Below are 26,149 nucleotides of genomic sequence, written 5' to 3' on the forward strand. Positions count from 1 at the left end.
CCGCGCCGGGCGCGTGAAATGCCGATCCCACGACGGTTATGCTCCCCGGGCATGACCATCGAGCTGCGACACCTGCGCGCCTTCCTCGCCATCGCCGAGGAAGGGACGATCACCCGCGCCGCGGCCCGCCTGCACACGGGCCAGCCCGCGCTCTCCCGCACGCTGCGCCAACTGGAGAACCACCTCGGTACCCGACTCGTCGACCGCTCCACCCACCACCTCGAACTCACCACCGCCGGCCGGACCTTCCGCGACCGGGCCGCCGCCGCACTCGCCGCCGTGGACACCGCCCTCGACCCCCGCACCCTGGCCGTGCTGCCGCTGCGCCTCGGCCACCCGTGGCCGGCCCTGGGGGAGCACACCGTCCCCCTGCTTCGCCGCTGGGACCAGGACCACCCGGACACTCCCCTGCACCTGCGCCGGATCGACGACCGCACCGCCGGCCTCACCCGGGGCCGCGTCGACGTCGCGCTGCTGCGCGGCGAGGTGAACACCCCCGGCCTGGTGACCGAACTGCTGCTGGAGGAGGAGCGGGTGGCGGCCGTCCCCGCGGACAGCGACCTCGCCGAACGCGCCACCCTCACCCTCGCGGACCTCGCCGGCCGGCCGGTCGCCCTGAACACCGTCGCCGGCACCACCACGCTCGACCTCTGGCCCGCCGACGCCCGCCCCACGACGACCGTCGAGGTCAGCAACACCGACGAGTGGCTCACCGCCATCGCCATGGGCCGGGCCGTGGGCGTCTCCACCGCGCCCCCCGGCTGCACCAGCACCCGATGATCGCCTATCGCCCGCTCGCCGACACCCCGCCGGTGCCCCTGTTCCTGGCCCGGCGCGCCGACACCCCGCCCCACCCGGCCGTCCCCGACCTGATCCGGCTGATCCGCGAACTCCTGGGCCGGGCAACCGGTCCCACCGACTGATCCGCGAACTCCCGGTCCGGGCAACCCATCCCACCGGACGGACCTGCGGCGGGTGACCGTGGGCCGACCCGCGCGATCCGACCGGGGCCGGCGATCGACGGGACGCGCGCCCGTACGAACCCACCAGGGCCGTCGCGGCGACATGGCACGACCTGTCGTCGTAGCGGGCCGTCGTCCGTATGATCTGGGCTGCCCGCCGATCGGGCGCCGACGGGCTCGCGCGGGGGCCGCAGCCGTCCGGCCGGCCTCGATCGGTCCATGCGGTCGGTCCGAGGGAGGCACGGAACAGTGCGGTTCGCGGGTGTGGGTGTGACACGTGAGGGCTATCGGATCGCCGTGCCGGGTGCGGGCGGCAGGTCACCGGGGGTCGTCGAGACGTATGAACATTGTGGCGTGGAAGTGCCGGTGGCCGCCCTGGTCGCGCTGGCGCGGCAGGCGCCCGACGGGTTAGCGGTGGTCCTCGACAGTGCCAACGGCATCATGGACGCCCCGCTCGCGGCCGCCGGCATACCCGTACTCCGGGCCGACCCCGTATTCCTGACGAATGGTCAGGCCACCGCGGAGGCGCTCGCCGCGCTCGGCCGCTCCCGCCCCGCCGGGTTGACGGCCCTACCGCCCGGGGGCTGGACGATGAGCGGCCGCGAGGAGGAGATCGCCGGGAAAGAGAAGGCCAGCGAACCCGTCGAACACCAACTGGCCCGGCGAGGGCTTCTGTTGAACGGTGGCACCGGTACAGCACCGGTGGTGGCGCTGACCTTCGACGACGGCCCGCACCCGCGGTACACCCCGCGGGTGCTGGACGTGCTCGCCCGCTACGACGCCCCCGCCGCGTTCTTCTGCATCGGCCTGCACGCCCTGGCCCACCCCGCCGTGGTGCGCCGGGTCTCGGCCGAGGGCCACACCCTGGGCAACCACAGCTGGTCCCACGCCTACCTGCCCGATCTCGGCCCGACCGGACTCGCCGACCAGCTCGGCTTCACCGCCGACACCCTCGTCCACGCCGGCGGCGGCCCGCGCCCGCCGCGCTGGCTGCGGCCCCCGTACGGCGGCCGCAGCCCCGAACTCCTCCACGCGGTGGCGGGCCTGGGCCTCACCACGGTGCTCTGGGACGTCGACGCGAAGGACTGGTCACGGCCCGGCCCCGAGGCCATCGCCCAACGGGTACTGAGCCAGGTCCGCCCGGGCTCGGTGGTGTTGATGCACGACGGCGGCGGCGACCGCTCGCAGACCGTCGCCGCCCTGCCCGCGGTGATCACCGGCTTGCGCGATCGCGGCTACCGTGTCGTGGACCTTGAGGAGCTGCTCGCCGCCCACCAGGCCGTCGGAACCTGACCGACCGACCCCGTGCCCCGGGAGCCGGGAGCCGGGCGAGCCCCGGGAGCCCCGCCGTCAGCGTCGGGTCGACGCGGATGCCGTGGGTGGAGGAGAGCGACGGCGGCCGACCGGCGTCCAGAAGGGTCCCGTCGCCCTACGAACGGCCGTCGAAGCCCACGGCGACGCCCGTGAGCGGCTCCCCGGCGAGGGCAGCACGGATGCCCTCGCCGAGGTGCGCGGCCACGACGGGCCGGGTGGAGAACCCTGGCGACGGGCGGGTAGGGGGCCGAGGATGACAGAACGGGCCCGCGACGGCGCCTTCGCGATGCGCCGTGCCGTGCCGCGCCCCCGGACGGTCAGCGGGCTCCGCCCGGCCGTGGGTCCGAAGCCGCCACCTTCACCGGCGGCTTGGCAGAAACGGCCTTCGCCGGCGGCTTGTCCGTGATCCGCTCCGGCGCAGGAGCGGCGACCTTCATCGGCGGCTTGGCCGCGACGGCCTTCATCGGCGGCTTGTCCGCCACGCGGGCGGTCACCGGGGCGGGCTCGGCAGCGGCGGAGCCCGCGGCGATCAGCCCGACCACCGGCAGCACCGCGACCGCTCCGCCGGCCAGCACCACCCGCGCACGACGTCGAATCGCTGTGGCACCGGCGGCGGCGTCGGTGTCGTTCCCGGAGCGCGGGCTCATAGCGGTTCCTTCACAGGCCTGGACGGTGCCGTGGACGACGATAGGTCCGGACCGGTCCTTCGGCAAGCAACTGTGGCTCCGACAGAGCGAGTTGACACGATGCGGCCAGTCCCGACAGCTCCGGTCGCCCAGCCTTCGAAACCGAGGGCCACCGCCGGCACCGGAGCGCCCACCAACAGCGGCGGACGAGGGACCGTAGAGCGGCAGCGGCTTCCCGGCGCAAGAAGGACGGTACCCACGGGCACCAGTACGGACGATCCGACGAGAAGGCCGAGGGCCGAGAACGCGAGCAGTCCCCGGCCGATCGCCCGGCAGGGCGCCCGGCAGAACCTCGCATCCCGGCTGAAGAGCGGCACGGATGTCACCAGCGGACCGAGCGCCATCACAACGCTCCGGGGCGCGCCGGCCCGCACCCGTCGACCCGGTGGGCCCCGTCGACCCGAGTGCCACCGGCATGCCCGGAGCGGCCGAGAATCCTGACGCACGACCGGAAGAACTTGACGGTCGGATGCAAAATCCTTTGAGATCGCTGCCCTAGGATCGCCATCATGACTCGACGACTTGCGGAAGTGGCGAAGAAGGTCGGGATGAGCGAGGCGACGGTCAGTCGCGTGCTCAACGACAGGCCCGGCGTGTCGGAGAGCACCCGGGTGGCCGTGCTGACGGCGCTGGACGTGCTCGGGTACGAGCGGCCGACGCAGTTGCGCGGGCAGCGGTCGCGGCTGGTGGGCCTGGTCCTGCCGGAGCTGCAGAACCCGATCTTCCCGGCCTTCGCGGAGAGCGTCGGGGCGGCGTTGGCGCAGAACGGCTTCACGCCGGTGCTCTGTACCCAGACGGCCGGTGGGGTGTCCGAGCCGGAGTACGTGAATCTGCTGTTGCAGCAGCAGGTCTCGGGGGTGGTGTTCTTCGGCGGCCTGTACGCCCAGGACGACGCCCCGCACGGGCACTACGCCCAGTTGTTCGAGCGCGGCGTGCCGACCGTCCTGCTGAACGCCGGCACCGGCGCGCTCGACTTCCCCCGGGTCTCCTGCGACGACGCGGTGGCGACGGAGCAGGCCTTCGGGCACCTGCGGCAGCTGGGGCACGAGCGGATCGGCCTGCTCCTCGGTCCGCAGGACCACGTCCCGTCGAACCGCAAGCTCGCCGCCGCGCGCGGGTTCGCCACGCGTTCCGGGGTCGACCTGCCGGAGCGCCTCGTCGAACGGGCGCTCTTCTCCATCGAGGGCGGCCAGGCGGCGGCCGGGCGACTGCTGCGGCACGGCGTGACCGGGATCGTCTGTGCCAGTGATCCGCTGGCCCTGGGGGCGATCCGCGCGGCGCGCCGGCACCGGTTGGCCGTTCCGGCGGACCTCTCGGTGATCGGATACGACGATTCCCCCTTCATGACCTGCACCGATCCGCCGCTGACCACGGTCCGCCAGCCGATCGAGGCGATGGCGAAGGCGGCCGTGGAGCTGTTGGTCAGCGAGATCGCGGGGGCCCGGGTGGACCACGACGAGGTGTCCTTCGAGCCGGATCTGGTGGTCCGGGCGTCCAGCGGTCCGGCGCCCGGCCGCGGTGCTCCGCCGGGGCCGCGGCAAGGCGTGCCGGGCTTTCCCGCGCAGGCTCCCGGGGGCCGGTCCCGGGTGTCCTGACCGGCGCCCTGACCGGCGCCCCGGCGGGCGGCCGACGGCCCGGCCGGGCGCCCGCCGCGACGGTCGCGCGCGGGCCCGCGGGTCCGTCGGCGGGAGGGTTCCCAGGAGGGTGCGAGCTGCGGCTCGCACCCTCCTGCCATGTCCGGGATCGCCTGGTTGCGGTGCATCGGTTCACAAAGTCACGACTGAGCATCGTGTTTTTGCGAAATCCTGTAGACATCTTGTGGCCATCTGTCGAGGAGTGGTTAAGTGAGCCGCGCCGCCAGGGGGCACCCGGCGCCAGGCCCGCACAGGGTCCGTGACGGCTGCCCCAGAAGCGCCAGGAGCCGCGCAACCCGGTGCATCACCTCACCCGCACGTCGCACGTCCCCGCGCCGTCCGCAGGACGGCACGGCCCCCACCGGAACCACATGGGCTCTCCCGCGCCCCGAGCGCCGACCGTGCCCACCGTGCTTGTAGAAGGGTCCACCCGAACATGAAGACAAACGGGCTTCTCCACAGATCGGCCGTCGCGGTCGTCGTCGCCGGCCTCGCGTTCTCGGCCGCCGCGTGCAGCAGCTCCGGCGGCGGGTCGTCCTCGGGCGACGGCGGCGGGGCGAGCGACGCCGCGGCCCCGCTGGACCCGGCCACCAAGGTCACCATCACCGCCGACTGCCAGCCGCCGACCACCAAACCGGCCGAGCGCAAGCAGTGGGACGACGACATCGCGGCGTTCCACAAGATCTACCCGAACGTCACGATCAAGGCCACCGACGGGCAGCCGTGCGAGGAGCCCGCGAAGTTCACCGCCCAGCTGGCCGGCAAGACCCAACCCGACCTCTTCTACGCGTACTTCACCGACACCAACCAGATCCTCGACGCCGGTGCGGCGGCGGACATCTCGGCGTACGTGAACGACAGGACCGTCCCGGCGCTGAAGGACATCGACCCGTCGGTGCTCGGCACCCTCAAGGACGCCGACGGCGAGCTCTACGGTCTGCCGGTCACGAACTACAAGATGGGCCTGATCTACAACCGCAAGCTCTTCACGCAGGCGGGCCTGGACCCCGACAAGCCGCCGACCACCTGGGCCGAGATCCGCGAGGACGCCAAGAAGATCGCCGCGCTCGGCAACGGCGTCAACGGCTACGGCGACTACAGCGCCACCAACCAGGGCGGCTGGCACTTCACCGCCGAACTGTACGGACTCGGCGGCACGATGCTCTCCGCCGACGGCAGGAAGGTCGCCTTCAACAGCGCCGAGGGCAAGCAGGTCCTGCAGAACCTGTACGACATGCGCTGGACGGACAACACCATGGGCGGCGCCCAGGGCCTGAAGTGGCCGGACCTGATGACCCAGACCTCCACCGACAAGCTCGGCATCTACGTCGGCGCGCCGGACGACATCACGTACATGGTGCAGACGCTCAAGGGCAACTACGAGGACTACGGCATGGGCCCGATGCCGGGGGGCAAGGCCGCGCTGCTCGGCGGTGACGGCCGCTTCTTCAAGAAGGGCTCCACCCCCGACCAGATCAAGGCCGGCATCGCCTGGGTCAACTTCAAGTACCTGACCATGGGCAAGGGCCAGTTCGACTACGCCCGCAACAAGACGGACGGCCTGCCGGTCGGCATCCCGCAGCCCAACTTCTTCGGCGGCGCCTCCCTGGCCGCCGACAACGCCGCGAAGGCCGCCAGCGCGACCGTCCCGGTGCGGAACTACGCGCCGTACGTCTCGGCCCCGGTCCCCGGCAAGACCGAGCCGGCCAACGCCCAGCAGCTCTACAAGGTGCTGGACGCCGCCGTCTCCGCCGTGCTGACCGACAAGAACGCGAACATCGCCAAGCTGCTGACCGACGCCGAGAGCCAGGCCAACCAGGTCCTCGCCGGCCTCCAGTAGCGGCGGACGGGGGCCGGCCCGCCCGGCCGGCCCCCGTGCCGCGGCCCCCGTCCGACCAGCCAGTAGAGCCAGCACACCAGGAGAGCCGATGGCCGGGACCATCTCCCCCTACAAGACCAGCCGCCGACCCGCGCGGACGGACGGCGCCCCCACCGGGCGCGGCAGCGGCGGCCGGGAGCGCTCGGGGCTCGGCCGGAAGGTCCGCCGCAACCTGTCGGCGCACGGGTTCCTCCTCGGGGCCCTGGTGTGCTTCGGCTTCTTCACCTGGTACCCGATGGTCCGCGAAGTCGTCATGAGCTTCCAGAAGACCAAGCGGGGCAGGACCACCTGGGTGGGGCTCGACAACCTGAGGCGGATCTTCGACGATCCGGACTTCTGGCACGCCTGGCGCAACACCTTCCTGTTCACCCTGCTCGCGCTGGTGCTCGGGTTCGCCCTGCCGTTCCTCATCGCGGTGCTGCTCAACGAACTGCGGCACGCCAAGGCCTACTTGCGGATCCTGGTCTACCTGCCGGTGATGATGCCGCCGGTCGCCGCGGTGCTGCTCTTCAAGTACTTCTACAACCCGGACTACGGTCTCTTCAACGAGATCCTGAAGACGCTCCACCTGCCGACCTCGGCCTGGCTCAACTCCCCGGACACCGCGATGGTCTCGGTGGTGATCGCGGCCACCTGGATGAACATGGGCGGCGCCACGCTGATCTACCTGGCGGCCCTGCAGGGCATCCCCGGCGAGCTGTACGAGGCGGCCGACCTGGACGGCGCCGGCCTGCTGCGCAAGCTCTGGCACGTGACCATCCCGCAGACCAGGCTGATCCTGTCGCTGCTCCTGCTGCTGCAGATCGTCGCGACCATGCAGGTCTTCGTGGAGCCGTTCCTGCTCACCGGCGGCAACGGTCCGCAGAACTCGACCATGACGGTCGTCTACCTGGTCTACGAGTACGCCTTCGACCTGGGCGGCAACAACTACGGCGTCGCCTCGGCCCTCGGGCTGGTCATGCTCGTGGTGCTCGCCGGATTCTCCGCCCTGTACGCGCGGCTGAGCCGCAACAGCGACAACGACTGAGAGGGGAGCCGACCATGGCAGCCGAGGAACCGCGGATGCGGACGATCATCCCGCAGACCCAGCTCGACCGGCCGCTCGGGAAGGCCGTCTACTGGACGGTCCTGACCGTCGTGGTGGTCGTCTTCACCCTGGTCTTCATCGGCCCGCTGTACTGGCTGGTGACCGGTGGTCTGAAGTCCACCCAGGAGGTGATCCAGAGCCCGCCGACGCTCTTCCCGTCGGAGGTCCACTGGGGCACCTACGCCACCGCCTGGAAGGAACTCAGGATCGGGCGGTTGCTCTTCAACACCGTCTACTACGCCTTCGGCGCCCTCGCCTTCCAGCTGGTCTTCGATGTCGCCGCCGCCTACTCGCTCTCCAAGCTGCGGCCGGTGCTCGGCAACGTCATCCTCGGCATGATGCTCGCCACGCTGATGATCCCGTCGGCGGTGCTGATCGTGCCGCAGTACCTGACCGTGCTGGACCTGCCGCTGCTGCACCTGAACCTGATCAGCACCCCGTGGGCGATCTGGCTGCCCACGGTCGCCAACGCCTTCAACATCTTCCTGCTGAAGCGTTTCTTCGACTCCATCCCGCAGGACCTGCTCGCCGCCGCCGCCATCGACGGCGCCGGCCCGCTGCGGACGCTGCGCTCGATCGTGCTGCCGATGTCCCGGCCGATCCTCGGCGTGGTCTCGATCTTCGCCGTGGTGAACGTCTGGAAGGACTTCCTCTGGCCGATGCTGGTCCAGCCGAACCCGGCGGACCAGACACTCAACATCGGCATCAGGTCGCTCGCCACCGGCGTCCCGCAGAACGTCATCGTCGCCGCGCTGGCCATCGCCTCCGCGCCGACCATCGTGTTCTTCCTGGTCTTCCAGCGCGGCATCATGTCCGGGCTCACCTCCGGCGGCCTCAAGGGCTGACCGGCCCCGGGTACCGCACCCGGACGGCCGCCGGCCGGGACTCCCGCCCCCCGGGGTGAGCCGGCGGCCCGGCCCACCACGCTCCTCCCCGCTTCCAGTCGAAAGGACCCCCCACCGTGGGACAGAACCCCAGGCACCCGTCCGAGCAGTCGGACTGGTGGCGCGACGCGGCGATCTACCAGGTCTACCCGCGCAGCTTCGCCGACGGGAACGGCGACGGCACCGGAGACCTGGCCGGGGTCCGCTCCCGCCTCCCCTACCTCGCCGAACTCGGCGTCGACGCCATCTGGTTCAACCCCTGGTACCCGTCCCCGATGGCCGACGGCGGCTACGACGTGGCCGACTACCGGGACGTCGACCCCCTGTTCGGGACACTGGACGAGGCCGAGAAGCTGATCGCCGAGGCGCTCGGACTCGGCATCCGCACCGTGGTGGACATCGTCCCCAACCACGTCTCCTCCGAACACCCCTGGTTCAAGGAGGCCCTGGCGGCGGCGCCCGGCAGCCCCGAACGCGAGCTGTTCCACTTCCGGCCCGGCCGCGGCCCGCACGGCGAACTGCCGCCCAACGACTGGGTTTCCGAGTTCGGCGGCCGCCCGTGGACCCGCACCACCGACCCCGACGGCGCGCCGGGCGACTGGTACCTGCACCTGTTCGCCGTTCAGCAGCCCGACCTCAACTGGGCGCACCCGCGGGTCCGCCACGAGCACGAGTCGATCCTCCGGTTCTGGTTCGACCGCGGCGCGGCCGGGGTGCGGATCGACTCCGCGGCGCTGCTCGCCAAGAACCCGGCGCTGCCCGACTTCGTCAAGGACGTCGACCCGCACCCGTACGCCGACCTGGAGGAGCTGCACGACATCTACCGGAGCTGGCGGGCCATCGCCGACTCCTACCCCGGCACCCGGATCCTGATCGGCGAGGTCTGGCTCCCCGACGCCGAACGGTTCGCCCGCTACCTGCGCCCCGACGAGCTGCACACCGCCTTCAACTTCGACTTCCTGGCCCGCCCCTGGGACGCCGCGGGCCTGCGCGCCTCGATCGACTCCACCCTGGCCCTGCACGCCCCCGTCGGGGCGCCGGCCACCTGGGTGCTCTGCAACCACGACGTCACCCGGACGGTCACCCGGTACGGGCGCCGGGACACCCGCTTCGACTTCGCCACCAAGGCCTTCGGCACCCCCACCGACCTGGCGCTCGGGCTGCGGCGGGCCCGCGCGGCGGCGCTGCTGTCCCTCGCACTGCCCGGCGCCGTCTACCTCTACCAGGGCGAGGAGCTCGGCCTGCCCGAGGTCGAGGACCTGCCGGTCGAGCGGCTCCAGGACCCGATGCACCTGCGCTCCGGCGGCACCGACCCCGGCCGGGACGGCTGCCGCGTCCCGCTGCCGTGGTCGGGCACCGCGGCGCCGTACGGCTTCTCGCCACCGGGCGTCGAGCCGTGGCTGCCGCAGCCCGCCGACTGGGCGGCGCTCACCGTGGAGGCGCAGTGCGCCGACCCCGGCTCGATGCTGGCGCTCTACCGGACGGCCCTCGCCGTCCGCCGCGCCGACGCCGGTCCGCACGGCGACACGTTCGAGTGGCTGGCCGGCGACGCCGGGGTCCTCGCCTTCCGCCGGGGCACCGGTTTCAGCTGCGTCGTCAACCTCTCGTCCGACCCGGTGCCGCTGCCCACCGGCTCCACCGTCCTGCTGGCCAGCGGTCCGCTCGCGGACGGACACCTCCCGGCGGACACCGCCGTCTGGCTGCGCGGGGCATGACCGGCCGGCTCCGCGTACGCGCTGGGAGCGGGGCCGCCTGACAGGCCGCCTGACAGCGCCGCCGCCCACCGTGGGCCGCGTCGTCCTCGGGGGGGCGGCGCGGCTCGTCCCCGCAGCACGCTCCGCCCGCTCCGCCAGCGTCCCTCCCCCGCCGCACGCTCCCCCTCCGCACGCTCCGCCCGTTCCGCGCTCTCCGCGGTGCCGTCCGGCCGGCCGCGCCACCGCCGACCGCTGTTCGACCGCGCCCCGTACCGGCGCCGCGCCGCCACCCGCCCTGAGTACGTCGGCCCCTCCACCGGAGGCTCCAGATGATCTCGGCTCGCGCACCACCCCTCGGATTCCCCTCACGCCGCCGGACACCCGCGCACCGCCATGCCCGCGCACCCCGGACGGCACTCACGGATCGGCACCGAGGAGACAGCTCCCAGGTCTCCGCGCCCCCACCCTGTCATCCTGACGAGATCCAGAGGACCCCAGTGAGATCGACAGCTCCCATCCCCCGGCTGATGGCCGCGCTGGCCTCGGCCGGCCTGCTGATCGTCGCCGGCCCGCTGCTGCCCGCGCACGCCGCGGGCGGCCCCAACCTGGCGGCCGGCAAGGCCGTCTCCGCGAGCAGCGCGACCGCCGGCCGGACCGCGGGCTTCATCAACGACGGTGACCAGAACTCCTACTGGGAGAGCAGCAACAACGCGCTCCCGCAGTGGGTCCAGGTCGACCTCGGCAGCAGCACCAGCATCGACGAGCTGGTGCTGAGGCTCCCCAGCGGGTGGGAGACCCGCACCGAGACGCTCGCCGTCCAGGGCAGCGCCGACGGCACCGGCTTCACCACCGTCACCGGCTCGGCGGCGTACGCGTTCAGCCCGGGCAACGGCAACACCGTGAAGATCTCCTTCCCCGCGACCAACACCCGGTACGTCCGGCTGGCGATCTCGGCCAACACCGGCTGGCCGGCCGCGCAGATCTCCGAGCTGGAGGTGCACGGCAGCACCGGCACCGGCGGGAACCTGGCCCTGGGCCGGACGCTGTCCGCCGGCAGCACCTCGCAGACCTACACCGCCGCGAACGCCAACGACGGCAACCGGGCGAGCTACTGGGAGAGCGCCAACAACGCGCTGCCGCAGTGGATCCAGGCCGACCTCGGCTCCGCGGTGCCGGTCAACAAGCTGATGCTGAAGCTGCCCGACGGCTGGGAGACCCGCACCCAGACCCTGACGGTGCAGACCAGCAACGACGGGACCGCCTTCGCCGACCTGGTGGCCTCCGCCGGCTATGTGTTCGACCCGGCGTCCGGCAACTCGGTGACACTGAACCTGAACACCACCACGACCCGGTACGTCCGGCTGAAGGTCACCGCCAACACCGCGTGGCCGGCCGCGCAGCTGTCCGAGTTCGAGGTCTACGGGCCGGCCACCGGGGACACCCAGGCGCCGACCGCCCCCTCGGGTCTGGCCTACACCCAGCCGGCCGCGGGCCGGATCACGCTGACCTGGAACGCCGCCAGCGACAACACCGGTGTCACCGGCTACGACATCTACGCCGACAACACACTGGTCAGCAGCGTCGCGGGCGACGTCCTGAGCTACACGGACAGCCGGCCGGACAGCGCCACCGTCTCGTACGTCGTGAAGGCGAGGGACGCGGCCGGCAACCAGTCCGCCGGCAGCAACACCGTCACCCGCACGGGCGCCCCCGGTGACACCCAGGCGCCGTCCGCGCCCGCGACGCTGACGTTCACCCAGCCGGCCTCCGGCCAGGTCAGGCTGAGCTGGGGGGCGTCCGCCGACAACGTGGGGGTGACCGGCTACGACGTGTACGCCAACGGCGCGCTGCGCGGCAGCGTGGCGGGCAACGTCCTGACCTACACGGACAGCCGGCCCGACACCGCGACCGTCTCCTACTTCGTGAAGGCGAAGGACGCGGCCGGCAACCAGTCCGCGACCAGCAACACCGTGGTGCGGACCGGCAGCGGCGGTGGGGGCGGGACCAACCTGGCCGGGGGCAAGCCGATCTCGGCCGGCTCCAGCGTCTTCACCTTCGTCGCGGCCAACGCCAACGACAACGACACCGCCACCTACTGGGAGGGTGCGGGCGGCAGCTACCCCAACACCCTGACCACCCAGCTGGGTTCGAACGCGATCGTGAACTCGGTCGTGGTCAAGCTCAACCCGGCGGCGGCCTGGGCGACCCGGACCCAGACCATCGAGGTGCTCGGCCGCGAGCAGAGCGCGAGCGGCTTCACCAGCCTGTCGGCGGCGCAGTCCTACACCTTCGACCCGGCCTCGGGCAACACGGTGACCATCCCGCTGTCGGCCACGGTGGCCGACGTCCGGCTGAGGATCACCGCCAACTCGGGCTCCTCGGCCGGCCAGGTCGCCGAGTTCCAGGTGATCGGCACTCCGGCGCCCAACCCGGACCTCCTGGTCACCGCCGCCTCGGCCACGCCCGCCTCCCCGGTCGAGACCGACCCGGTCACGCTGTCCGCCACCGTGCGGAACAACGGCACGGCGGCCTCCGGCGCGACCGGCGTCACCCTCTACCTGGGTGCCACCAAGGTCGGCACCGCGCAGGTCGGCGCGCTGGCCGCGGGCGCGTCCAGCACGGTCTCCGTCTCCGCGGGCCCGCAGAACGCGGGCAGCTACCAGGTGATCGCCAAGGTCGACGAGGCCAACGCCGTCATCGAGCAGGACGAGACCAACAACAGCTACACCGACCCGACCGCGCTGGTGGTCGCCCAGGTCGCCAGCTCGGACCTGGTCGCCGCGCCGGTCAGCTGGACCCCGGGCAACCCGGCGGCCGGCAACAACGTCACCTTCACGGTGGCGATCAAGAACCAGGGCACCGTCGCCTCGGCGGGCGGCGCGCACGGCGTCACCCTGACCGTCGCGGACGCCACCACCGGCGGCGTGGTCAGGACGCTCACCGGTTCCTACACCGGCGCCATCGCGCCCGGCGCGACCAGCACCCCGGTGAACCTGGGCAGTTGGACCGCCGGCAACGGCAAGTACACCGTGCGGACGGTGATCGCCAACGACGCCAACGAGCTGCCGGTCAAGCAGGCCAACAACACCGGCAGCCAGCCCCTGTACGTCGGCCGCGGCGCCAACATGCCGTACGACACGTACGAGGCGGAGGACGGCGTCCTCGGCGGCGGCGCGGCCGTGGTCGGCCCGAACCGCACCGTCGGCGACCTGGCGGGCGAGGCCTCCGGCCGCAAGGCCGTCACCCTCGACTCCACCGGCAGTTCGGTCGAGTTCACCACCAAGGCCAGCACCAACACGCTGGTCACCCGGTTCTCCGTCCCGGACGCGGCCGGCGGCGACGGCATCACCTCCACGCTGAACGTCTACGTCAACGGCAGCTTCCTCAAGGCCATCGACCTGACCTCCAAGTACGCCTGGCTGTACGGGAACGAGACCGCCCCGGGCAACTCGCCGGGCGCCGGCGGCCCGCGGCACGTCTACGACGAGGCGAACATCCTGCTCGGGACGACCGTCCCGGCCGGCAGCAGGATCAAGCTGCAGAAGGACGCCGCCAACACCAGCACCTACGCGATCGACTTCGTGAGCCTGGAGCAGGCCACCGCGATCCCCAACCCGGACCCGGCCACGTACGTGGTGCCGACCGGCTTCGCGCAGGGCGACGTCCAGGCGGCCCTGGACAAGGTCCGGATGGACACCACCGGCAAGCTGGTGGGCGTCTACCTGCCGGCCGGTGACTACCAGACCGCCAACAAGTTCCAGGTCTACGGCAAGGCCGTCAAGGTCGTCGGGGCCGGCCCGTGGTTCACCCGCTTCTACGCGCCGGCCGACCAGTCCAACACGGACGTGGGCTTCCGGGCCCAGTCGACGGCCAACGGCTCCACGTTCTCCGGCTTCGGCTACTTCGGGAACTACACGTCCAGGATCGACGGCCCGGGCAAGGTGTTCGACTTCGCGAACGTCTCCGGCATCACGATCGACAACATCTGGACCGAGCACATGATCTGCATGTACTGGGGTGCCAACACCGACTCCATGGTGATCAAGAACTCGCGGATCCGGGACACCTTCGCCGACGGCATCAACATGACCAACGGCAGCACCGACAACCTGGTCAGCAACAACGAGGCCCGGTCCACCGGTGACGACAGCTTCGCGCTCTTCTCCGCCATCGACGCCGGCGGCGCGGACGAGAAGAACAACGTCTTCGAGAACCTGAGCACCATCCTGACCTGGCGCGCGGCCGGGGTCGCGGTCTACGGCGGCTACGACAACACCTTCCGCAACATCTACATCGCCGACACCCTGGTCTACTCGGGCATCACCATCAGCTCGCTGGACTTCGGGTACGCCATGAACGGCTTCGGCACCATCCCGACCACCCTGCAGAACATCTCCATCGTCCGGGCCGGCGGCCACTTCTGGGGCTCGCAGACCTTCGGCGGCATCTGGGTCTTCTCCGCCTCCAAGGTGTTCCAGGGCATCCGGGTGAGCGACGTGGACATCGTCGACCCGACGTACCACGGCATCATGTTCCAGACCAACTACTCCGGCGGCCAGCCGCAGAACCCGATCACCGACACCGTCTTCACCAACATCTCGATCACCGGGGCCCAGAAGAGCGGCGACGCCTTCGACGCCAAGTCCGGCATCGGGGTCTGGGCCAACGAGGCGGCCGAGGCCGGCCAGGGCCCGGCGGTCGGCTCGGTGACCTTCAACAACCTCCGGATGAGCAACAACGTCCAGAACATCAAGAACACCACGTCGACGTTCACCATCACCGTCAACCCGTAGGGTTCGCACGGTAGTCAGCGGATCCGGTGCCGCCGGGGGCCACGCCTCCCGGCGGCACCGCCGTGCCCTGCCGCGGCGCCGGGCGTGATGCCGGGCGTGATGCCGGGCGTGGTGCCGGGCCGCGGTGTCGGCCGTTCCCGGGCTCAGCCCCGGCGGGTGGAGTCCATGACCCGGTTCATCACCCAGCCGCGCTGGTCGCCCACCGGGAGGGCCTGCTCGCACCGCGTGGTCCGCCCGCCGGTCCCGGACCGGGGGTATCCCGCGCACACCCCGTACCCTCCCCCAGGTACTCACCGGTGCCGTCCTCCCGGAACCGGCCCCGCGCCGGCCCGCCGGACCGGCGCCCCGCACACCGGCACCTGCGGGCCGTCGGAACCGGCTGCCCGCTGAACGGCCACCCACCGAACGGCCGCCCGGTGCAGCACGGGCCCCGGAACCGCCGCACCACCCGGACCGCCCGGACCCTCCGGTCGGCGGACCCCGGACAGGCCGGGGCCCCTCCGGCCCGCGTGGGGCGGGCCGGAGGGGCCCCGGTGGGAGCCCGGTGTCAGCCGGGGTCAGGAGGTGTAGGCCTCGAACTCCGAGAGCTGGGCCGCGGGCCAGCCGGTGTTGCCGGTGAACGAGAGCCTCAGGTAGCGGGCGCTGGTGCCCGGGACGGAGACCGTCACCGTGTTGCCGGTGGCCGGGTCGAAGGTGTAGCCGGCCGGGCCCTTCACCGTGGTCCAGGTGGCGCCGTCGGTGCTGGCGAGCACGCTCAGGGTTTCGGTGCGAGTGGCCCAGGCGGTGGCCGGGGGCAGCTTCAGGACGAGGCGGCCCACAGCGGTGGACGCCCCGAGGTCACCCGTCAGCGACTGCGGGAAGGCGTTCGCGGCGCTCTCCCAGTAGCTGGACGCGTCACCGTCGTTCGCCTTGCCGGCGCCGTAGACGTCCGCGGTGCTGGTGGCGCTCAGGGACCTGCCCGCCAGCAGGTTGGCGGTGGCCGGCGGCGTGGTGGGCGGGGTGGTCGAGCCGGGGGCGCGGATCTCCAGCTCGGAGAGCTGCGCCGCGGGCCAGCCGGTGTTGCCGGTGACGGTCACCCGGACGTAGCGGGTGTCGGTCCGGGCGAAGCCGACGGTCGCGGTGTTGCCGGTGGCCGGGTCGAGGGTGATGCCCGCCGACGGGGCCAGGGTGCTGAACGAGACGCCGTCGGCGGAGCCCTGGACGGTGACGGTCTCGGTGCGCTTCTCCCAGCCGGACGGCAGCTTGGCGGTCACGCTGCCGACCGCGGTGACGGCGCACAGGTCGACGGTGATGGACTGCGGGAAGGCGTTGTTGGCGCTCTCCCAGTAGCTGGCGGCGTTGCCGTCCACCGCGTTGGCCGCGGTGTAGGTCTGGTTGGCGCTGGTGGCGGTGGCCGTCTTGCCCTGGGCCAGGTTGCCGGTGCCCGGGACGCACACCGGCGGCGTGGTCGGGGTGGTCGGCGACGGGGACGGGCTGGCCGGCGGGGTGGTCGGCGTGCTGGGTGACGGGCTCGGCGAGGAGGTGCCGCCGCCGGTGGACGGCTGGCCGCCGTAGGTCCACTGCGGGGTGGGCCAGTTGCCGCTGCAGGTGGTGCCGTTGTTCCAGCCGGAGTTGCCGCCGCCGTCGACGATCACGAAGCCGCTGCCGACGCAGTTGTGGATCGGGGTGGCCGCCTGGGCGATGTTCCTCGCCTTGACGTTGGTGAACCTCATGTTGGCGTTGGCCTGCGCCTGGATGGCGTAGGTGCCGGCGCCGTCGATGTTCACGTTGGTGAAGTTGATGCCGCTGGACGCGCCGTCGATGGTCTGGACGGCCTCGTAGGAGCTGTCCAGGATGTCGGTGTCGGTGATGTTGATGGTCGCGCCGGCGATCGGCTCGTTCAGGCCGTCGAACCAGATCGCGCCGACGCCGAACTGCCAGTTGAAGTCGCTGTTGCCGGTGCGGATCAGGGTGTTGCGGGCGGCGGTGATGGTGCCCGCCACGGCGGTGCCGCTGCCGGAGTTGACCCCCGGGTAGCGATTGGCGATGTGCAGGCCGCCGCCGTTGCTGATGGTGTCCGACATGACGTTGTCGGAGATGGTGAAGTCCTTGCCGCCGTAGGTGACGATGTTGTTCGCCAGGATCGGCAGCACCACGGTGTTGTGGGTGAAGCTGTCGTTGACGTTCGGCACCCGCTCCGGCCAGGAGGCCAGGCCGTCGTCACCGGTGTTGCGGACGAAGGTGTTGGTGACGGTCGAGTTGGTGACGCCGGTGTGGAAGTTCACGCCGTCGGCCGTCTGGTCCAGGATCCGGCTGTTCTTGACGGTGAAGCGGTCCATCGGACCGTCCATCCAGGCGCCGACCTTGGTGTGCTGGAGCCAGAGGTTGTCCAGGGTGGAGTTGGACATCGCGCCGCCGACCGCGTTGACCTGGTCCTCGTCGACCCGCTCGCGGATGTCGCCGATGACGGCGAAGTCCTTGAGGGTGACGTTCTGGCTCGGTCCGCCCTGGCCGACGTACTTGCCGTAGACACCTGCCGCCTTGGCGCGGTTGTTCGGGTCGCGGCCGCCCAGCACGCTGTACCAGGGGCCGGCCCCGGCCAGGGTCACGCCGTCGACCACCACGTGGTCGTAGAGGGTGAAGGTGCCCTGCGGGATGTAGACCGTGCGGCCCTGGGACTGGCCGGCGTTGACGGCGGCCTGGAACCTGGCGGTGGAGTCGGTGGCGCCGGTGGGGTCGGCTCCGAAGTCGGAGACCACGTCGATGGCCCCGGCCGGCTTGCCGACCGGGGCTCCGACCTGCTCGAAGTCGGCCAGGTCGATGGTGAAGCTGGGAGACTGCGCGACGGAGGAGACCTGGAGCCGGATCTTCGTCCCGGCCGGGTAGCTCGTCCCGAACATCGTCCGGGTCTCGTCGAAGAAGTGGTGCGGGTTGGTGTCGCCCGGGTTGTTGTTGAACGGGTAACCGCCGTAGTACCAGCTGTACTTGGACGTGACGTCGACGCTCTTCAGCTTGCTGCCGTTGACCAGCAGGTCGAGCGAGGCGTCCCGCCCCTTGCCGTCCGCGGTGTCGGGCAGGCTGTAGCGGAAGTCGATCGAGTTGGCCGGCGCGGTGAGGGTGAACTCCACGTACTGGCCGACCGAGCCGAGCGTCACCGCCTGACGGCCGGAGGCCTCCGAGGGCAGGTGGCCGTAGAGCCGGTCGGGGCCGACCACCGACCCGTTGGTGACCGCGTACTCGGCCTCCTGCTCCTTGAACGGGACGGTGGCGCCGCGGCCGGAGACGTTCAGCGGCGAGAGCGTCGGGACTCCGGCGGCGCGGGCCGGGGTGGCGGTGCCGATGACGGCGGCCGTGAACAGGGCGGCGCTGCCGAGCGCGACCGCGGTCAGCGCGGCGACGCTGCTCCGTAGCCGGCGGGCGGGCGGTGACTGCATATCGGTTACACATCCTTGCTGGTCGTGGGGGGCGTGCCAGGGGGTGGGAACCAGGCGGCAGGGCGGTCGACACCGGCAGGGGCGCTGCGGACGATCGGATGGCGCGGAGGCTTCGAGCGTGTGGCGCGGTGGTTTCCGCCGAGCGAGGAGAGACTATGGGCGCCGTCGCAGGAAGTCCATATGAAAGAGCAAAAATCTGACACTAACAGCGCAAGATTCGTTCAATCGCCAAGTGTTACCTCTCACAGCCCGGAGGAGCGGTGGGGATCCGGCATCCTGCCGACAGTCACGCGGCGGGCTCCCGGGCGCGTCGACGGAGCGTCAGAACGCTTGCGGGCCGGGCATGCCGACGGCCCGGCCCCTCGGGGGCCGGGCCGCGGTGGTGCTGCCGGTGGGTCGACGGGTGCCGCTCCGTGCGGTTGACGGCCCGGCCCCGGTGGTCGGGGCGGGCCGTCAAGGCGCCGGGAAGGCCGCCGCCCGGGCAGCGGATCGCGGGGGCGGCTCGTGGCGAGCGCGCCCCCGCGGGTGCGTCAGGAGGTGACGGAGACCTGGTCCACCGTCCAGAACGCGCTGTTGGTGCCGGTGTAGCGGAACTGGAGCTGCGCGGTGGTGGCGCCGGCCGGGACGGTGACCGGGAGCGTCTCGACGGTGTTGAGGTCGCTGCGGTAGGACTTGACCAGCTGCGGGGCGCCGGTCCCGAAGACGATGTACAGGTCGCCGGTCTGCGGGCCGTCCACCTTGTAGTCGGTGGCGAAGGACACCGTGGCCCGGGTGCCGCTGACCGGGAAGGCGGGGCTGACCAGGGTGGAGTCGAACTGCCCGGCACCGTGCGACTTGTCGTCCCACTCGTCGGAGTCGGCGACCGCGAAGACGTTGCGGGCCCGGACGTTGGTCTCCCGGGACTGGCCGAGCTGGGAGGCCGTCCAGAACTCGTCCGTGGCGAACGTCCAACCGCGCCACTCGGTGACGCCGCCGCTCGGCATCCGGGAGTTGTCGATGGTCCAGCCGCTCGGCGGGGTGTGGGTCCAGCCCTTCGTGGCGGCGGGAATGCCGGTCTCGTCCACCCGGGTCTGCAGGCTCGGGCGCAGCGCGTCGAACGCGTCGGGGACGATCTCGTCGATCGGCTTGCCGTCGAGCTGCCAGGCCGGCTGGAGGGCGACGCCCTCGTGCTTGAGCACGGTGGGCGCGATGTCGACCGGCTTGACGTCGAAGCGGGTCGAACCGGCCGGGTAGCCGGCTCCGTTGACGATCTGGAAGGTCTGGCGCTCGGCGGCGCTGTTCCCGCCGTGGCCGCCCGCGTCGGTGTGGCCGTGGTCGGTGGTCACGATGATCAGCCAGTCCTCGGAGGCGTAGGTCGCGCGGTTGTGGACCGCCTGGACGACCTGCCCGACCAGCGCGTCCGCCGCGTGGATCGCGGCGGCGTACTGGGTGCTGGTGCCGCCGTGGCTGTGGCCCGCCTCGTCGACCTCGTCGAAGTGCAGGAAGGTCGTGTCGGGGTTGCCGTTGGTGAGGTAGTCGACGGCGTCCGAGGCGGTCTTGGGGTCGTTCTCGCTCTCGTCGATCCGCAGGTCCGCCGTGCCGTTGAAGACGTTGTCGGCGATCGGGTTCCAGGAGGCGGCGACCAGGGTGGAGGCGCTGGGCGACGCCGTCTCCAGGCGGGTGGCGAGGTCCGGGTAGAGGTTGAAGCGCGAGCCGGCGAAGGTGTTGTCCTTCACGCCGTGCTTGTCGGGCCAGACGCCGGTGGCGATGGTGGACCAGCCCGGACCGGAGAGCGTCGGGGCCAGCGGGTTGGCGTACAGGTTGCTGGTGGCGGTCAGGCCCGAGGCCATCAGTGCCTTGAGGTTGGGCGCGTCGGCGGTCAACAGCTTGTCGTAGCGGGTGCCGTCGACACCGATCACCAGGGTCTTGGCCGTCTTGGTGCCGTTCGGCAGACCCTTGTACGGACCGGTGGCCGCCGAGGCCTGGACACCGGTGAGCGGCAGCAGCGCCGCGGTGAGCGTGGCCGTGGCCAGGGCGGCCCGGACGGAGCGGGACATGTGCACGGGAACTCCCGGGGAGACGGGGACGGGTGCGGAACGGGCGGGCCGGGATGAGGCTCCATCACGTCGGCCGCCGCTGAAGAGCTTGGAGCCGCACGGCGATCCCCCGGCCTCCCTCAAAACACGGTTGTATGAACAACTCCCCAACTTAGGTACAGACCGGTTACCGTTCCGTGATCGTTCGGGCGCCGCTGATCGCCCGGAGCGCTCACTCGTGACACCCGGGGGACGAAGCAGGCGGCGGACCGGAACGGCACAGCGCCGCACGGCCGTTGTTCATGCCCGCACGGATGTCGCGAACGGCCGGACACGCTGCCGAGCGGACGTCCGGCGCTCCCCCACTCCGTGCCCCTTCCCCCTGCCGTGTCCGTGGACAATCCGGGTTGTCCACTGTTCACCTGGGCCGTCACCGGCTCTCGTGGGCGGACAATCACCTGTGCCCGCACCGTGGGAGCTCCACCGGGCCTTCGGACAGCTCGCCGGAGCCCGCGACGGGACACGCCGGGACCTCCGGCCCTGGAAGCAGGGCCGCGCCGTTCCCCGGGCACCGCCACCCGGCGGTCCCGCCCCCGGCGACCACCGCACTCGAAGGGGCTCTCCATGATCAAGAAGCACTTGGCGACGGCACTCGCGGCCACCGTCCTCGCCGGAGGCTTCGTCGGCCTCTCCGCCGGAGCGGCCCACGCCTACCCCCGGGTCAACAAGTGCGGGAGCGCGTACACCTTCAAGCAGAGCTGGGAGATCACCGACAGTCGCACCCTGAGCGCGGTGGTCGGCTTCATCGACATCTACTACAACAGCGGGAACGGCTACAACTGCGCGATCGCCCGCGGCAACGACGCCGTGGTCACCGGCCAGCACGAGATCACGGTCGCCCTACGCCGCTCCGGCGGCAGCACCTGGGTCCAGGACGGCGCCGGCAGCAACTACACCAGCTACGCGGGCCCGGTCTACACGTACGCCAAGGGGGCCTGCGTCGACTTCGTCGGGCGGCTCGCGTACAACGAGTTCTCCGGACAGGGTGACGCCGGCTACAGCTACGAGCACTGCGGCTGAGCCCTGACCGGGCGGCGGGAGTGGTACCCCCGAGGGGGGCGAAGCGGCCGTGCGCCGGCGACCGAGGAGCGGGCCGCCCGGGCACGCGGGTCCCGGCCCGAGGGTCCCGGCCACCGCCGGGCGGCCCGAACGGTGGACGGCCCGGACGGCGGACCGATGGATACGGAAACCGGGCTCCGGCGCGGCGATGAGTTTTCCGGTCCCGGCGGGTCTATATCTCGACCGGGATCACCGACTCATCGGGAGTACAGACATGGGACTCATCCACATCGAGCTGTTCGCGACCCTCGACCTCGTCGCGCAGGCGCCCGGCGGACCCGACGAGGACCCGGTGGGGTTCCCGTTCGGCGGCTGGCAGGCACCCCTGCTGAACGAGGCCACCGGGGCGCAGATCCTCGCCGCGTACGAGGGCACCGACGCCCTCCTGCTCGGCCGGCGCACGTACGACATCTTCGCCGCCTACTGGCCGCACCAGAAGGACGGCGAGATCGCCGAGCTCTTCAACCGCGTCCCGAAGTACGTGGCCTCCCGGGGCACGCCCGACCTCCCGTGGGCCGGGTCCACGCGGCTCGGCCCGGACCTGGCCGGCGCGGTGCGCGAGATCCGCGAGCGGCACGAGCACGTGAAGGTCGTCGGGAGCCTGGACCTGGTGCAGACCCTCCTGCGGGAGAAGCTCTTCGACCGGCTCGACCTCTGGGTGCACCCGATCACGCTCGGCGTCGGGAAGAAGGTGTTCGACGGCGGCGCGGTGCCCACCAACCTCACGCTCCTCGAACCGCCGGTGGCCGGTCCGGAGGGCACCGTCTACCTGCGCTACGGGCTCGCCGACGGCACGCCCGCGACGGGCGACATGAGCGCGCCCGACCGCGGCCTCGGGCGGGACGAATCCCGGTGACCCGATGACCACCGTCCGCACCAACGGGATCGCCCTGGGCGTCGAGTCGTTCGGCCACGAGGACGCGCCACTCGTCCTGCTCGCGGGCGGAACGACGATGCTCTCCTGGCCCGACGCGCTGTGCGAACGCCTCGCCGCCGGCGGCCGCCGCGTGGTGCGCTACGACCTGCGCGACAGCGGGGAGTCGACGACCGCGGATCCGCTGGCGCCCGCCTACACCCTGCGCGACCTCGCCGCCGACGCGGCGGCCCTCGCCGAGGCACTCGGCGGGGGCCCCGCCCACCTCGCGGGCATCGGCGTCGGCGGCATGGTCGCCCAGGTCGCCGCGCTCGACCACCCGGGCACCTTCGCCGCGCTCACCCTCGTCGGCACCCGCCCGGTCGCCCCCGGCCCGCCGGACGACGACCTCCCCGACCACGACCCCGCGACCATGAGCCGACTGTTCGCGCGCCCGATGCCGGACTGGACCGACCGCCGGGCCGTCGCCGAGTTCGCCGCCGCCGGTGCCGAGATCCTCGGCGACGACCCCGGCACGGCGCGCGCGACCGCCGCGCGTATCTGGGACCGCACCCCCGGCACCGCGCCCCCGGTCCAGACGGCCAATCAGCTGCGCATGGTGTTCTCCAAGCTCGACTGCCGACCCCGCTGGCGCGAGCGCCTGCCCGGGATCGGGATCCCCACCCTCGTCGTCCACGGCCGCCGCGACCCGTTCTTCCCCGTCGGCAACGGCGAGGCGATCGCGCGCGCGATCCCCGACGCACGACTGCTCGTCCTCGAAGACGCCGCCACCGCGATCCCGGTCGCGGCCCTCGACGAGGTCACCGAGGCGATGCTCGCGCTCGGACGGCGGACGGCGGGTACCGCGCGCCTCCGGACGACTCCGCGCCGAGCGGCCGACGGCAGCGCTGAACACCCCCGGGCACAGGGATCTGCGCCCCAGGCCGTGGGGCGGGCCCCACGGCCTGGGCGCAGCAGGCCCTGCCCGGCCCCGACCCGCGAAATCCGCTCGCCCTGGTGGAACCGGCACTGTCAGGATGCCCCGGTGAGTACCGCGCCGCTCCTGACCCCTGACAGCTACGGACGGCTCGTCGCCGGCCTGCGCGGGCGGACCGTCGTCGCGGTCGCCTACTTCGTGCTGATGGTCGGGGACGAGGGCACCGATCCCGACGCATGGGACTACGGCGCGTGGCACGAGCCCACGATGGGCGTCGAGCTGACCACGGACGACGGCGGCACCTACTCGGCCGTGTGGGGCAGCACGTTCGACCACTACGGCGTCGAGCTCTACTCGGCGCCCATGCGGGACTTCCTCTCCCGCGTCGGCGAGCCGGGCGGTACGGCACGCGTCGCGGTCACGGAGCACCCCCGCTGGGCGGGGGTCCTCTCCGCCCCGATCACGTCGTGCCGCGTCCAGTGGTGCGACGAGGAGCACGGCGCTCCGACCCCGGTGCCGGAGGCCGTACACCTGCGGACCGCCACAGGTCAGGTGTGGATCGCCGCCGGCCGCTCGGCCACGTACGAGCCCGACGGGCCGGGGCCGTTCCACCTGGGCACCGATGATGTCCTCGTCATCTTCGACAGGGATGTCGCCGAGCGCGCCGGGCTCGGCGACTGATCAAGGCCCTGCTGGAGGCCCCGGCCGCCGGAGGCGCGAGATGACCGCGACGGTGCCGCTCGGCCGTCGCGCGGCCGTGGAGTTCGTCGGGACCGGCGCGCTGGTCACCGTCGTGGTCGGCTCCGGCATCCAGGCCGTCGAGCTCTCCCAGGACGTCGGGGTGCGGCTGCTGGCCAACTCGCTGGCGACCGTGTTCGGCCTCGGCGTGCTGATCCTGCTGTTGGGCCCGGTCTCCGGCGCCCACTTCAACCCGACCGTGACGCTGGCCGCCTGGTGGACCGGCCGGCGCGGCGGCGCGGGGCCGGGCCTGCGGGAGGTCGCGGCCTATGCCGTCGCGCAGACCACCGGGGCGGTCGGCGGGGCGGTGCTCGCGGACGCGATGTTCGGCGGGCCGCTGGTGCGCTGGTCGACGCACGACCGCTGGGCGCCGCAGCTGTGGCTGGGCGAGGTCGTCGCGACCGCCGGCCGGATCCTGCTGATCTTCGGCCTGGCCCGGGTCGGCCGGGAGCGCTTCGCCCCGGTCGCGGTCGCCGCGTTCATCGGCGCCGCGTACTGGTTCACGTCCTCGACCAATTTCGCGAACCCGGCGGTGACGATCGGCCGGGCGTTCACCGACACCTTCGCCGGGATCGCCCCCGCCCCGGTGCTGCCGTTCATCGCGGCCCAGCTCGTCGGCCTGACCGCCGGGCTCGGCCTGGTCACGGTGCTGTTCGGACGCCCGGCCCCGGCCGTTTCCGAGGAGGTCGTCGTCCCGCACGGCGACCAGCACCCGGCCCCGGCCGGCCGCTGAGCCGACCCCGCCTGTTTGCCTGCCTGCCCGCCTGCGAAGACCGAAGGACACCCCGCTGTGAGCACTCCCGCCGTCCCGTCCGTGCTGTTCGTCTGCGTGCACAACGCGGGCCGCTCCCAAATGGCCGCCGCGTTCCTCACCCGCCTCGGCGGCGAACGGGTCGAGGTCCGCTCGGCCGGCTCCGCCCCGGCCGAGGCCGTGAACCCGGCGGTGGTCGAGGCTCTGGCCGAGGTCGGGATCGACATCGCCGCCGAGACCCCGAAGATCCTGACCACCGAGGCCGTGCAGGCCTCCGACGTGGTGATCACCATGGGCTGCGGCGACGCCTGCCCGTTCTTCCCCGGCAAGACGTACCTGGACTGGACCCTGGAGGACCCGGCCGGCCAGGGCGTCGAGGCCGTCCGCCCGATCCGCGACGAGATCGAGCGGCGGATCCGCGGCCTGCTCGCCGACCTCGGCATCGAGCCCACCGCGTGAACCGCGCGTGACCGGCACCGCGGCCGGACCCGTGCGGGTCACCGGCGTGCCGAGCGCAGGGTGACCTGGACGCCGGTGGGCGCGCCCGATACCGGGGCGGCGCGCCGACCGGCTGCCTGGCGGCCGGACCGCCGTGGGCAGCCGGCGTGTTGCGGCTACGCGGGATACCAGGCGCCGTTGTACCAGACCTCGTTGGCGCTGTCGTTGTGGTGGTCCATGTTGAAGTCGTTGGGGTAGTTGTTGACGTGGTTCTGCGGGTACGTCCAGATGCCGGCGGACTCGTCACAGACGTAGTCCCAGTGACAGATCGTCTTGACCGGCACGTTGCCGAAGAACTTGTCGGCGCCCGCGAGCGGAGCGCCGATGACACCGCCGAACGGCACCGCGCCGCCGTTGGCGCCGGGCGGGCCCTGGCGCTTGGGGTCCGAGACGAGGACGGCGTTGACGTTGTCGAAGGTCTGCCAGTTCTCGGTGACCCAGATGTGCACCACGGCGGCGCCCAGGGAGTACCCGCCCACCTTGACGTGCTGGCCCGGACACGCGTTGCGCTGGTCCCGCACGAGCCGGTTCAGCTCGTTGACGCCCGCCCGGGCGCTCGCGCCGTTGGGGATCTGGGTCGGGTAACCGACGTGCTGCTGGATGTTGCCGGTGAAGCCGTCGTTGTTCCACGAACTGCCGGTGCCACCGACGACGATCGTGTAGGTGCCCTCGCACGGAGCCGCCGCTTGCGCGGAAGACCCCGTCGCCACGGAAATCCCGGCCGTCAGCAGTAGTCCGGCCAACGCGGCCGTGGTCCTTTGGGCCCGCATGGAATTCTCCTCCGTCTAGGGGTACTTGATGCCTCTATCGCCACTCGTGCACGATGCTCCGTCAACGGCCCACCAGGGGTCGCAAACGGGATTTGCGCACGATCTGATCGGAATGCCCGGCA

15 protein-coding genes and 2 pseudogenes are annotated in these 26,149 nt (G+C 72.1%); 13 read left to right on the top strand and 4 right to left on the bottom strand.

Annotated elements, in window-relative coordinates; translation table 11 throughout:
• The first annotated feature begins 51 nt into the window (after window positions 1-51).
• Together ACIQTO_RS10125 and ACIQTO_RS10130 are read left to right on the top strand one after the other, a co-directional pair.
• Window positions 52-923: pseudogene (locus tag ACIQTO_RS10125) on the top strand (LysR family transcriptional regulator).
• 393 nt (window positions 924-1,316) lie between these two features.
• A complete protein-coding gene (locus ACIQTO_RS10130; RefSeq protein WP_402385482.1) occupies window positions 1,317-2,255 on the top strand; it encodes a polysaccharide deacetylase family protein in 939 nt (312 codons plus the stop codon).
• Between the two features lie 338 nt (window positions 2,256-2,593).
• On the opposite strand, the gene ACIQTO_RS10135 is transcribed toward ACIQTO_RS10130, so the two are convergent.
• The gene (locus ACIQTO_RS10135; RefSeq protein ID WP_402385484.1) at window positions 2,594-2,923 is read right to left on the bottom strand and encodes a hypothetical protein; all 330 of its coding nucleotides are present in this window, start codon (window positions 2,921-2,923) and stop codon (window positions 2,594-2,596) included.
• Between the two features lie 548 nt (window positions 2,924-3,471).
• Here ACIQTO_RS10135 and ACIQTO_RS10140 point away from each other — a divergent pair.
• The 6 genes from ACIQTO_RS10140 (at window position 3,472) to ACIQTO_RS10165 (ending at window position 14,933) form a co-directional block, all read left to right on the top strand.
• Entirely contained in the window at window positions 3,472-4,557 is a 1,086-nt protein-coding gene (locus tag ACIQTO_RS10140) for a LacI family DNA-binding transcriptional regulator (protein WP_402385487.1), read from the top strand.
• Between the two features lie 475 nt (window positions 4,558-5,032).
• Window positions 5,033-6,436, top strand: coding sequence for an extracellular solute-binding protein (locus ACIQTO_RS10145; protein ID WP_402385489.1), 1,404 nt, complete (start codon window positions 5,033-5,035; stop codon window positions 6,434-6,436).
• 88 nt (window positions 6,437-6,524) lie between these two features.
• Window positions 6,525-7,502 carry a carbohydrate ABC transporter permease gene (locus tag ACIQTO_RS10150; RefSeq protein WP_402385492.1) on the top strand — a complete coding sequence of 326 codons (978 nt, stop codon included), beginning with the start codon at window positions 6,525-6,527 and terminating at the stop codon, window positions 7,500-7,502.
• Window positions 7,503-7,516: 14 nt separating this feature from the next.
• Complete coding sequence (locus tag ACIQTO_RS10155) at window positions 7,517-8,407, top strand: carbohydrate ABC transporter permease (protein WP_402385495.1); 891 nt, start codon at window positions 7,517-7,519, stop codon at window positions 8,405-8,407.
• 116 nt (window positions 8,408-8,523) lie between these two features.
• The gene (locus tag ACIQTO_RS10160; protein WP_402385497.1) at window positions 8,524-10,161 is read left to right on the top strand and encodes a glycoside hydrolase family 13 protein; all 1,638 of its coding nucleotides are present in this window, start codon (window positions 8,524-8,526) and stop codon (window positions 10,159-10,161) included.
• A gap of 506 nt (window positions 10,162-10,667) precedes the next feature.
• The gene (locus tag ACIQTO_RS10165; protein ID WP_402386277.1) at window positions 10,668-14,933 is read left to right on the top strand and encodes a discoidin domain-containing protein; all 4,266 of its coding nucleotides are present in this window, start codon (window positions 10,668-10,670) and stop codon (window positions 14,931-14,933) included.
• A gap of 557 nt (window positions 14,934-15,490) precedes the next feature.
• Here the strand turns inward: ACIQTO_RS10165 and ACIQTO_RS10170 are convergent.
• Together ACIQTO_RS10170 and ACIQTO_RS10175 are read right to left on the bottom strand one after the other, a co-directional pair.
• The gene (locus tag ACIQTO_RS10170) at window positions 15,491-18,346 is read right to left on the bottom strand and encodes a discoidin domain-containing protein (protein WP_402385500.1); all 2,856 of its coding nucleotides are present in this window, start codon (window positions 18,344-18,346) and stop codon (window positions 15,491-15,493) included.
• Window positions 18,347-18,876: 530 nt separating this feature from the next.
• Window positions 18,877-20,382, bottom strand: a complete 1,506-nt coding sequence (locus ACIQTO_RS10175) for an alkaline phosphatase family protein (RefSeq protein ID WP_402385503.1) — start codon at window positions 20,380-20,382, stop codon at window positions 18,877-18,879.
• A gap of 603 nt (window positions 20,383-20,985) precedes the next feature.
• Between ACIQTO_RS10175 and ACIQTO_RS10180 the strand changes: the two genes are divergently transcribed.
• The 5 genes and pseudogenes from ACIQTO_RS10180 (at window position 20,986) to ACIQTO_RS10200 (ending at window position 25,218) form a co-directional block, all read left to right on the top strand.
• The gene (locus tag ACIQTO_RS10180; protein ID WP_402385506.1) at window positions 20,986-21,441 is read left to right on the top strand and encodes a hypothetical protein; all 456 of its coding nucleotides are present in this window, start codon (window positions 20,986-20,988) and stop codon (window positions 21,439-21,441) included.
• Between the two features lie 253 nt (window positions 21,442-21,694).
• Entirely contained in the window at window positions 21,695-22,336 is a 642-nt protein-coding gene (locus tag ACIQTO_RS10185) for a dihydrofolate reductase family protein (RefSeq protein WP_402385508.1), read from the top strand.
• Window positions 22,337-22,340: 4 nt separating this feature from the next.
• Window positions 22,341-23,180 (top strand): annotated as a pseudogene (locus tag ACIQTO_RS10190) (alpha/beta fold hydrolase); the annotation flags it as partial.
• An 811-nt stretch (window positions 23,181-23,991) separates the two neighbouring features.
• Complete coding sequence (locus ACIQTO_RS10195) at window positions 23,992-24,741, top strand: aquaporin (protein ID WP_402385511.1); 750 nt, start codon at window positions 23,992-23,994, stop codon at window positions 24,739-24,741.
• Between the two features lie 57 nt (window positions 24,742-24,798).
• A complete protein-coding gene (locus tag ACIQTO_RS10200; protein WP_402385513.1) occupies window positions 24,799-25,218 on the top strand; it encodes an arsenate reductase ArsC in 420 nt (139 codons plus the stop codon).
• Window positions 25,219-25,373: 155 nt separating this feature from the next.
• Here the strand turns inward: ACIQTO_RS10200 and ACIQTO_RS10205 are convergent, their stop codons facing one another.
• On the bottom strand, window positions 25,374-26,027 hold the full coding sequence (locus ACIQTO_RS10205) for a cutinase family protein (RefSeq protein ID WP_402385516.1): 654 nt from the start codon (window positions 26,025-26,027) through the stop codon (window positions 25,374-25,376).
• Between the last annotated feature and the right edge of the window lie 122 nt (window positions 26,028-26,149).

This window comes from Kitasatospora sp. NPDC091207, from assembly GCF_044768625.1.
GTDB lineage: Bacteria > Actinomycetota > Actinomycetes > Streptomycetales > Streptomycetaceae > Kitasatospora.

What these genes read in the sequence shown, in the direction of transcription:
- ACIQTO_RS10135 (WP_402385484.1), bottom strand. Translation starts at nt 2,923, where the DNA reads ATGAGCCCGCGCTCCGGGAACGACACCGACGCCGCCGCCGGTGCCACA.
- ACIQTO_RS10140 (WP_402385487.1), top strand. Translation starts at nt 3,472, where the DNA reads ATGACTCGACGACTTGCGGAAGTGGCGAAGAAGGTCGGGATGAGCGAG.
- ACIQTO_RS10145 (WP_402385489.1), top strand. Translation starts at nt 5,033, where the DNA reads ATGAAGACAAACGGGCTTCTCCACAGATCGGCCGTCGCGGTCGTCGTC.
- ACIQTO_RS10150 (WP_402385492.1), top strand. Translation starts at nt 6,525, where the DNA reads ATGGCCGGGACCATCTCCCCCTACAAGACCAGCCGCCGACCCGCGCGG.
- ACIQTO_RS10155 (WP_402385495.1), top strand. Translation starts at nt 7,517, where the DNA reads ATGGCAGCCGAGGAACCGCGGATGCGGACGATCATCCCGCAGACCCAG.
- ACIQTO_RS10165 (WP_402386277.1), top strand. Translation starts at nt 10,668, where the DNA reads ATGGCCGCGCTGGCCTCGGCCGGCCTGCTGATCGTCGCCGGCCCGCTG.
- ACIQTO_RS10170 (WP_402385500.1), bottom strand. Translation starts at nt 18,346, where the DNA reads ATGCAGTCACCGCCCGCCCGCCGGCTACGGAGCAGCGTCGCCGCGCTG.
- ACIQTO_RS10175 (WP_402385503.1), bottom strand. Translation starts at nt 20,382, where the DNA reads ATGTCCCGCTCCGTCCGGGCCGCCCTGGCCACGGCCACGCTCACCGCG.
- ACIQTO_RS10180 (WP_402385506.1), top strand. Translation starts at nt 20,986, where the DNA reads ATGATCAAGAAGCACTTGGCGACGGCACTCGCGGCCACCGTCCTCGCC.
- ACIQTO_RS10185 (WP_402385508.1), top strand. Translation starts at nt 21,695, where the DNA reads ATGGGACTCATCCACATCGAGCTGTTCGCGACCCTCGACCTCGTCGCG.
- ACIQTO_RS10195 (WP_402385511.1), top strand. Translation starts at nt 23,992, where the DNA reads ATGACCGCGACGGTGCCGCTCGGCCGTCGCGCGGCCGTGGAGTTCGTC.
- ACIQTO_RS10205 (WP_402385516.1), bottom strand. Translation starts at nt 26,027, where the DNA reads ATGCGGGCCCAAAGGACCACGGCCGCGTTGGCCGGACTACTGCTGACG.